The sequence below is a fragment of the Embleya sp. NPDC020630 genome, assembly GCF_044334985.1.
GTDB lineage: Bacteria > Actinomycetota > Actinomycetes > Streptomycetales > Streptomycetaceae > Embleya.
The window spans coordinates 488,418-497,118 of the sequence record NZ_JBIRUB010000007.1; the positions used below are offsets into that span (position 1 = coordinate 488,418).

Annotated in this window: 6 protein-coding genes; 3 read left to right on the top strand and 3 right to left on the bottom strand. The window is 73.0% G+C overall.

What is annotated here, in order from left to right; translation table 11 throughout:
- Window positions 1-1,779: 1,779 nt before the first annotated feature.
- Entirely contained in the window at window positions 1,780-2,055 is a 276-nt protein-coding gene (locus tag ACH4XV_RS26000) for a hypothetical protein (RefSeq protein ID WP_395793739.1), read from the bottom strand.
- A gap of 734 nt (window positions 2,056-2,789) precedes the next feature.
- Between ACH4XV_RS26000 and ACH4XV_RS26005 the strand changes: the two genes are divergently transcribed.
- On the top strand, window positions 2,790-3,515 hold the full coding sequence (locus ACH4XV_RS26005) for a GntR family transcriptional regulator (RefSeq protein ID WP_395793741.1): 726 nt from the start codon (window positions 2,790-2,792) through the stop codon (window positions 3,513-3,515).
- Between the two features lie 211 nt (window positions 3,516-3,726).
- Here ACH4XV_RS26005 and ACH4XV_RS26010 read toward each other — a convergent pair whose 3' ends face one another.
- Together ACH4XV_RS26010 and ACH4XV_RS26015 are read right to left on the bottom strand one after the other, a co-directional pair.
- Window positions 3,727-5,511: a histidinol-phosphatase gene (locus ACH4XV_RS26010; RefSeq protein WP_395793743.1), complete on the bottom strand. Its 1,785-nt coding sequence runs from the start codon at window positions 5,509-5,511 to the stop codon at window positions 3,727-3,729.
- Window positions 5,512-5,598: 87 nt separating this feature from the next.
- Window positions 5,599-6,288 carry a DUF2306 domain-containing protein gene (locus ACH4XV_RS26015; protein WP_395793745.1) on the bottom strand — a complete coding sequence of 230 codons (690 nt, stop codon included), beginning with the start codon at window positions 6,286-6,288 and terminating at the stop codon, window positions 5,599-5,601.
- Window positions 6,289-6,443: 155 nt separating this feature from the next.
- Between ACH4XV_RS26015 and ACH4XV_RS26020 the strand changes: the two genes are divergently transcribed.
- Together ACH4XV_RS26020 and ACH4XV_RS26025 are read left to right on the top strand one after the other, a co-directional pair.
- Window positions 6,444-7,490 (top strand): sensor histidine kinase, encoded by a 1,047-nt coding sequence (locus ACH4XV_RS26020; RefSeq protein WP_395793747.1) that lies wholly within the window; start codon window positions 6,444-6,446, stop codon window positions 7,488-7,490.
- Window positions 7,487-8,149, top strand: coding sequence for a response regulator (locus ACH4XV_RS26025; RefSeq protein ID WP_395793749.1), 663 nt, complete (start codon window positions 7,487-7,489; stop codon window positions 8,147-8,149). The genes ACH4XV_RS26020 and ACH4XV_RS26025 overlap by 4 nt, the downstream gene beginning before the upstream one ends.
- Window positions 8,150-8,701 lie beyond the last annotated feature (552 nt).

Consider the following 8,701-nt stretch of genomic DNA (forward strand, 5'->3'; position numbering starts at 1 on the left):
GCTGTGACGGGCTCCGCTTGGGTGGGGCCACTTCGAGCCGGCTTCGAACATCTGCGGGCGTTGGGTGGGATCCGTTCAAGTGGGCCAGACCCGGCCGGGCCGCCCAGCCGCCGAACATCCGCTGGGACGTGCGCGAGGTGCTGGACGCCGCCTGGCGTTACGAGGGTTTCACCGGTCGCGGGGTCTCCATCGAGTACGTGCAGGACATCAAGCCCGGCCACCAACCACGGCACGGTTAGCGCGGCCCCGATCAGCATCGCGGCGTATCCGTCGCTCGGGTCGAGTCCGCCGGCGAGCCTTCCCAAGTGGGTCGGGCGCTGCCGGCGCGCGTGGCGCCTCTGGTTGCGGGTGGCCGGTGCGGGGCGGGTCAGAGTCGGTGGTGGGCCGCCACCGGCGTGCGGGGCTCCGAGACGTGGGGCTCCCGACGAGATGGGCGTGTTGCTCGGCGAAAACCGGCCGGCAGCGGGGGAGCGGGTGGGTGGTCGGGCCGGGTTCTCCGGGGGCCTTCCCGGGTGGGCCGGGGCGTTTCGGGGGTGTTCGGAGGGGGTTGGGGTTCGAAACAGGATCGCGGTGGGTGGTTGTGGGCTTCGAGCTTCGGTGACCTGCGGTTTTGTGGGGTCGGGGTGGAAAGTCGGGTGTGGAGTGCCGGTTTCGTGCGCTCCGGCCTCCTCAACGCCGGTGAGGGGACCGAAACTGCCCGCTCGGGGTCGACTTCGGGCGCTGCGACCTCGCAGAGGCCGTTCGAGGAGACCGAAAGTGCCCAGTGGGGACCAAAACCGGATCCCGATGCACTGCAGAAGCGCCCGCCGCGCGCCGACCTGCGGTTTTCTCTCGCGGTGTGTCCACGGCACCTCACGCCGTCCGGTTTCGTGAACTCCCGCCCCCCACAAGCCCAACAGCACCTCGAAATGCGCTGCCCGGCTCACTCGGGAAGGCTCGCCGGCGGACTCGACCCGAGCGCCCTCCCTGCCCGTCGCTGCCGCCGGTTTTCCGCCGAGCAACACACCCGCCTCGTCGGGACCCCCGGTCTCGGAGCCCCGCACGCCGGCGGCGGCCCACCACCGACTCAGACCCGCCCCGCACCAGCCACCCCCGGCCAAAGGCGCAACGCGCGCCGGGAACGCCCGGCCCACGCGACAAGGCGCCCCGGAGGACTCGACCCGAGCGCCCTCTCTGCCCGTCGCTGCCGGCCGGTTTTCCGCCGAGCAACACACCCGCCTCGCCGGAAGCCCGCAGTCTCGGAGCCCCGCACGCTGGCGGCGGCCCACCACCGACTCTGACCCGCCCCGCACCAGCCACCCGCAACCCAAGGTGCAACGCCCGCCGAAGGCACCCGGCCCACTCGGGAAGGCTCCCCGGCGGACTCGACCCGACCTGTCTCCCTCCCCGCTGCCGCGGCTCGTTCCGCATCCCAGGGCGACCGGGTTGCAGGTTGGTGGGCGGCCGGCTGCGGTTCGCGGGGGGAGTGCGATCGCTTTCGGCCCGGCCGCGCTTGAGGACCGGCGGGCCGCAGGCTGGTGGGCACGGCTGCGGTCCGCTTTGGGGAGCGATCGCCTCCAGTCCGGCCATGGTTGAGATCCGGAGAGCCGCAGGGGGTGGGCGATGGCTGTGGCTTCGTCCGCAGTGCGCGTGCCATCCGTGCGGCCGGCGTTCGATGCGGATCGGTTGTCGGGTTGCGGGTGGGCGTTCGAGTCCAATTGGACCGACTGATGCCACGGCGCCCCGACGGCGGGTGGGCCGTCGGGGCGCCGTGGTGCGAGATCGTCCGGGTGCGGGAGGTCAGTGGGCCGCCGCTGCGCAGGCGGGGGTGGGCTCGGCCGACGCCGGTTGGGCTTCGCCGCTCCCCAGGCTCGTAGCCCCGGCGGCCATGCCCCCCGTACCCTCGCTCTCGCTCTGGGCGTCCTCGGTCCTCGCGCCCACTGCGCCTTCGGCCCCTGGGCGCTTGCCCTCGCTGTTGGCCTTGGCGCTCCCGGCCACGGTGCCCACCGGCCCTGTGGCCACGCTCCGCTCGCTCTGGGCGCCCTCGGCCACGGTGCCCACGGCGCGTGCGGCCACAGCCCCATGCCTTCGGTCACCGCGCCCATGACCTTGACGCTTTCGGCCACGGCGCCCACGGCCTTCACGCTTCCGGCCACGGCGCCCACGGTCCTCGCGACCTCTGCTCCCGTGCCCTCGCTCTCGGCATCGGCCTCCGCACCCGCGCCTGCGGCCTCCGCCCCCGCGCCCTCGGGCCTCGCACCCGTACCTGCGGCCTCCGCACCCGTGCGCTCGACATCCGCCGCCCCCGCGCCCTGGCCTCCCGCGCCCGCGCCCTCGGCCTCCGCCTCGTCGCTCACGGTCTGGTCGCGGATCAGGAGTAGTGCGAGGGCGACGGCGGCCAGGATGCAGGTGGCGGCGGTCCAGAAGCCGGCGGACATTAACATCAGGCCGCCGTTGGCGAACGTCAGCAGCACGAGCGAGAAACTGGCGCCGCTGAATACCCGGTTCCGGAACCGTGCGAGCGGGACCATCGGGTGCGCGGTACGGGTCTCCCAGAAGCCGAAGGCCACCAGCGCGACGACCGCGACCACGAGCGAGATCCGCGTACCCGGGTGCGCTGACACACGAGGGAGTTCGCGGCGGCCGGTGCACCCGTCGCGTCGGACGTCGGGCCCGTCGGGGCGGGTGCGGGAGTCGCCGGCGGGCGGCGGACGGGGGTCGGGTTCCGGCGGCTATCCTGGCCGCTCCGGCCTCGGGTCGAGCGGGCCGGGAATCGTGCTCCTGGTCGCTCGGCCGGTCTGGGGAACCCCTTGTCGTCGTTACCGTCGTCGGCGGACATCAAGTCCGAGCAGATCGCCGCGGAGATCCGTGACGCGATCCGGCTCGGCACACTCCAACGCGGGACGCTCTACTCCGCACGGGAGTTGGGCGAGCGGTTCGGCGCCTCCCGGACGCCGGTGCGGGAGGCACTGCTCAAACTGGCGGACCTGGGACTGGTCCGGATCGAACGCAACCGCGGCGCACGTGTGCTCGGCCCGGACGGGCGCGGCGTGGTCGAACTGTGCAGCCTGCGCGTGTTGTTGGAACCGCCGGCGTGCCGCAGCGCCGCGGCGGTGATGACCACCCGCGACGACGAGGAACTGGCCGCCCAACTGGCGATCATGGCCGCGCACCCCGACGCCGGCCCCGAGTACTTCGCCGCCGACGAGAAGCTGCACGACGTGATCCTGCGGGCCGGCGGAAACCGGCGACTGGCCAAGTTCGTCGGCGAGTTGCGCCAGACCCTGGCCTTGGACGGGCGGCTCAGCGTACCCAGGTACCAGTCGGTGGAGACCGCGCTCCGGGAGCACACCGACATCGTGGAGGCACTGCGCCGGCGCGACGGGGTGGCCGCGGAGAGCGCGATGCGCAAACACGTCGTGCGTTCGGGGGAGTTGCTGGTGGCCAACACCAGCGAGGACAGCTGGGGCCTGGTCGCGGAGTGGCGCCGCTGGGTGGGCATCGCGGGGACGACGGGCGAGCGCCCGCTCTCCTGATCGGGCGTATGCCCCCTGCCCGGCCTCTTCGTCGACCGCATCTCCGGATCCGATCCGCGCCTGCCGGTCGGCGGGTCGAGTGTGCTCGGCCACATGCGGATCCAGGCCCGGACGGGGATCCGGCGCGGATCGCCGGCCGCAGCGGACCGGCCCCTGCCGGCGGCGGGGTCGACGTCCGGGCAAGGGACGTCGACCCCGCCGCCACCCCGGGTCAGTCCCCCCAGTGCGAGCTCTTGACGTCGACGAAGATCGGGTTGCTGTAGAACCAGATGTCGCGCCACGGGTCGCCGTCGTTGTTCGGGTGCTGGATCGGGCCGGCCGGGTCTACGCCCGCGCCGAACGGGCCGACGCCGTGCCGGTTGCCGTCGCTGCCCCGGAGCCGGACGTAGTACGGCTTGTTCCGGCGCGGCAGTTGAACCTTCAGGGTGTAGGTGCCGGTACGGCCGGCCACGTCGATGCGCTTGGTCACCCGCGCGTCGGGGGCCTGCCAGGCGTCGGCGTCGCGGGACTTGCCGGTGACCGTGCCGGTGATCACGTCCACGTGCGCCAGGGTCGGCACCACGCCGTGGTAGTTGGGCCGGCTCGCGGTGGTGACCCGGATGTAGAGCGTGGCGCCCCGGTTCGCCGCCAGCGGCAACCGACCGCCCAGGGTGACCGGTTCGCTGCGGCCGTTGTCCGCGACCATCCACACGTCGAGGCCGTCGAGCAGCTGGCCGTGGTCGACCCACACACGCCCGGCGCGCAGGCCGTTCATCACATCGCGGTAGCCGAACCGCTCCACGCCCACGTGGGTGCGGCTGAACTGCCCCGGCCAGAAGTCGCTGCCGGGCTGCGGGACACCGGTGTCCTTGGGCAGCGGCTTGGAGCCGAGGTCGTCGAAGCCCTTGCCGGGCGGATAGTCGCCGTCGGCGTAGGTGTCGAACATGGTGCGGTGGTTGTCCGAGTTCGAGGTGACCGACCACAGCCGGCCCTCGGACAGCAGCGCGTCCCACATGCCGCCGACCGTCGCGGTCATCCAGTCGAAGCCGCCGAACGTGCGGTAGCTCTCGATCGGGTAGCGCGGCCAGCTCTGCGGCGACGGCGCGTTCTGGTACTCGCCGCGCTGGAAGGTGCCCGGACCCGTCTGGCCCTCGCGATACTTCACCCACGCCGGGTCGGCGTTGGCCTGCGAGCCGGGCGCGCCCTCGAAGCCGAGGAAGATCGACGGGTCGGCGTCGTGCCAGGCGCGGAGCTCGTGCGGGGAGACGATGCCGAGCCGGCTGGGGTGGTTGGCCAGCACCAGGACGTCCTCGACGAAGCCCTCGCGGCGGCGCTGTCCGAGCCAGCGGATCGCCTCCACCGCCTTGGCCTCGTTGGCGGGCGTCTTGGGGTCGCCCACCGCGCCCACGTCGAACTTGTTCAGCTTGGCGTCGAAGGTCAGCTCGAACTGCCGCAGCAGCTCCACCTCGTTGCGGCCCGGCGCGACCATGATGGTGGCGTGCTCGGCGGCGGGGACGTACCACTCCAGGCCCTGGAAGATCAGCACCCGCGGGTTTTCCTGACGGGCCTTGAGGATCTCCGCGTGCTCGCGCTCCGCGCCGCCGGCGTTGGCGTGGCCGAAGTTGGCGTGTTCGGTGTAGACGATCCAGTCCAGGCCGAACTGCCGCCCCTGCGCCGCCGACTGGGCGAAGCCGTACTTGGCGTCGTGGCTGTAGACGGTGTGCACGTGGTGGTCGCCCACGAGGTAGACGTACTTGCTCGGCGGGCCGTCCTGGCCCGGGCGCGAACTCGCCTGGACCGCGTCGTCGGACTCGGCCGCCGCCGCCACGCCCGCGCCGGTCATCCCGAGTGCCGAGGCACCCAGGAATCCGGCCCCGAACAGCCCGGCTCGACCGATCAGCCCTCGGCGCGACACCCCCTGCGCGTCGAGTCGGTCCTCGGCCACCTCCGGGTCGGCCCACTCGGGCAGCTGCGGTAGGGGCCGATCGGCCGGAAGCGAGTGGTCCTCGGTCGCCATGTGGGTTCCTTGCGCTCGGGGGGAGGGGCGAATACCGGCCAGACGCTATGAGGCAAAGGTGGCGCGCGGGCGACGCGCAGACCTTGATCACGTGACGGGCGGGATGATCTTTCGGGGCGCGCGGGAGCGGAGGAGCCATTCGACCACGATCAGGTTGGGCACCCAGCACAGAAAGGGAACGAACGTGTACGCACGGTCGAAGTCGCCCATCAGCGACACGAGGAGGATCAGCCACAGGCGGAGCGTCACCGCCGCGTAGGTGAACGCGAAGGCCCGGTGCATCCAGCGGCGATGCAGGGTCGGATCGCCGCGCCGGATCGCCCGCAACCCGAAGCCGGCGCAGCCCACCCACAACACCGCGAGCATGCCGAAGCCGGCGGTGCCCACCGCGCCCGCGTGGTTCATCGGCGCGAGCACCAGGCCGGCGACGCCGCCCACCGCGATGCACAGCAGGACCACTCGGCCGCAGGCCCGGTGCAGGCGGGGCGCGCGCAGCCGTATTCGGCTCGCGAGCTGGACGGGGGACAGCAGCAGGGCGAGGCCGGCGGCCACGATGTGCGTGTAGAAGAAGGCCTGCTGCCACTTCGGCCGGTACGCGTAGTTGCCCGCTATGTCGGCGTCGTCGCGGGCGAGGGCGACCAGGGACTCGGTCAGGTAGGGCAGCGGGGCGAACACGGCGATCGCCAGAGCGCTCAGCGCGAGCCACCAGACGCCCACGGTGCGACGTCGGGTGGGGTCGGGTCGGCGCGCGGCGGTGGTCGTGGTGGTCGTGGTCATGTCGGGGCGTCCTTTCGCGGCATGTCACCACGCTAGGAAGCGGAGGGGTCCGCGCTCGCCCCCCGGAACGGGAAATCCCCTCCCTCGTGCGAGGGAGATCGTTCTCCGCCGTGCGGGGGTGGACCGGGGTGGGGCGTGCCGGTGCAGGATGGGGCATGCGCACTTCCGACGTTTGGCTCACGCCGGCGTTCGTGGCGGGCGCGGTCGCGGTGACCGTGCTCGCCCCCGCCGACCCGCCCTACCGGGGGCTGGACGCGGTCGGTCTGAGCCTCGCGGTCGGGTCCACGCTGTGTCTGTTCCCGCGCCGGGTCGCGCCGGTGGGGGTGGTGGTCGCCACGTCGTTGCTCGTGGTGGTCAACGCGGCGGCCGGCTATTCCACCACGGTCACCCAGTGGCCGGTGTGGATCTCGCTGTTCACCCTGTTCTCGCTGCGCGGGACCACCGCCCGGGTGACGGGCGTGGCCGTGATGCTCGCCGCGGTGGGCGGCTACTTCGTGGTCGACCGGGCGCCGATCGGGCCCACCGACGTGTTCAACGTGACGGTGTGTTTCCTGGTCGCGATGGTCGCGGGCGACGCCGCGCGCAGCCGGCGGGCCGCGGCGGTCGCCGAGCACGCCCGGGTCCGGGCCGAGGAGCGCACCGAGCTGGCCCGCGAACTGCACGACTCGATCGGGCACGCGGTCAACGTGATGGTGATGCAGGCCGGGGTGGGGCGCCGGGTGTTCGCCGATGACCCGGACTTCGCCCGAGAGGCGCTGGGCAATATCGAGAGCGTCGGGCGCGATGCGCTGGGGGAGCTGGACCGGCTGGTCCGGGTGATGCACGCCGACCGGCCGACCACCGACCTGTCCGCGCTGGTCGACCGGGTCCGGGCGGCGGGCCGCGAACTGCGGCTGACCACGGAGGAGATACAGGTGGGCGCCACGGTCGCGCAGGCGCTGCACCGGATCGTCCAAGAGGCGCTGACCAACGCCCTGCGGCACACCGACAGCGGTCGGATCGACGTCGAGCTGGCCCAGGTCGACGACACCGTGGTGCTCGAAGTGGTCAACGAGGGACGCCAGTTGCGGGTAGGACGGCCCGGGCGCGGGCTGGTCAACATGCGCGAGCGGGCCCGGTCGGTCGGCGGCGAGGTGGAGGCCGGCCCGGTGCCGGCGGGTTTTCGGGTACGGGCGACGCTGCCGGCGCAGGTGCGTTCGTGATCCGGGTGCTGCTGGCCGACGACGACGCGCTGGTCCGGAGCGGATTGAAGGCCCTGCTGCGGGCCGAGCCCGGGATCACCGTGGTGGGGGAGGCGGCCGACGGCGCCGAGGCGGTGCGGGCCGCGCTGGAACATCGGCCCGACGTGGTGGTGATGGACATCCGGATGCCGGTCCGCGACGGCGTCTCCGCCACCCGCGACCTGATGGCGGTACCGGACCGGCCGCGCGTCCTGGTGCTCACCACGTTCGACTTGGACGAGGTGGTCGACGACGCGATCTCGGCCGGCGCCGACGGCTTCCTGCTCAAGCGGGCCACGCCGGAGGAGCTGATCGCCGGCATCCACGCGGTCGCGGCGGGCGACGCGGTGGTCTCACCGGCGGTCGCCCGCCGCCTCTTCGCCTCGCACGCCGCGCGAATCGGCCCCGACCACATGCGCGCGGGCCGCCTCACCGACCGCGAGGCCGACGTACTGCGCGCGATGGCCCGCGGCCTGTCCAACACCGAAATCGCCCACACACTGCACCTGTCGGTGGAAACGGTGAAAACCCACGTGAAACACATCCTGGCCAAACTGGATGTCCGCGACCGCACCCAAGCCGTCGTCTGGTCCTACCGCACAGGCTTCGCCTACCGAAGCGACCGACCGGGCGGGGGTTGAACGGTGGGGCGGCAGGGCGGGGCGCGGCTGGGTGATTCGGGGTCGGCCGGGGTCGTGGGGTGGGCCGCCGCTGGCGGCGTGCTGGGCGCCGAGACGGGTGCGTTGCTTGGCGAAATCCGGCCGGCAGCGGGTGAGGGGTCGGGTCGAGTTCTCCCGGGGGCTTTCCGAGTGGGTCGGGTGTCCTCGGCGGGCGCTGCGCGTGTGGTTGCGGGTGGGTGATGCGGGGCTGGTCAGAGTCGGTGGTGGGTCGCCGCCGGCGTGCGTGGCTCCAAGACCCGAAGCTCCCGACGGGACGGGGGTGTTGCTCGGCGCAAACCGGCCGGCGGCGGGGGCAGGAAGGGCGCTCGGGTCGAGTCCTCCGGCCGGGCCTTCCCGAGTGGGCCGGGTGTTCTCGGCGCGCGTCGCGCCCTGGGCTGCGGGGCGGCTGGTGCGGGGCCGGTCAGAGTCGGTGGTGGGTCGCCGCCGGCGTGCGGGGCTCCAAGACCCGAAGCTCCCGACGAGGCAGGCGTGTTGCTCGGCGAAAAACCGGCCGGCAGCAGCGGAGCGGGTGAG

Bases quoted from the DNA above. Each gene is read 5' to 3' on its own strand.
- ACH4XV_RS26020 (WP_395793747.1), top strand. From the start codon at position 6,444: ATGCGCACTTCCGACGTTTGGCTCACGCCGGCGTTCGTGGCGGGCGCG.
- ACH4XV_RS26010 (WP_395793743.1), bottom strand. From the start codon at position 5,511: ATGGCGACCGAGGACCACTCGCTTCCGGCCGATCGGCCCCTACCGCAG.
- ACH4XV_RS26015 (WP_395793745.1), bottom strand. From the start codon at position 6,288: ATGACCACGACCACCACGACCACCGCCGCGCGCCGACCCGACCCCACC.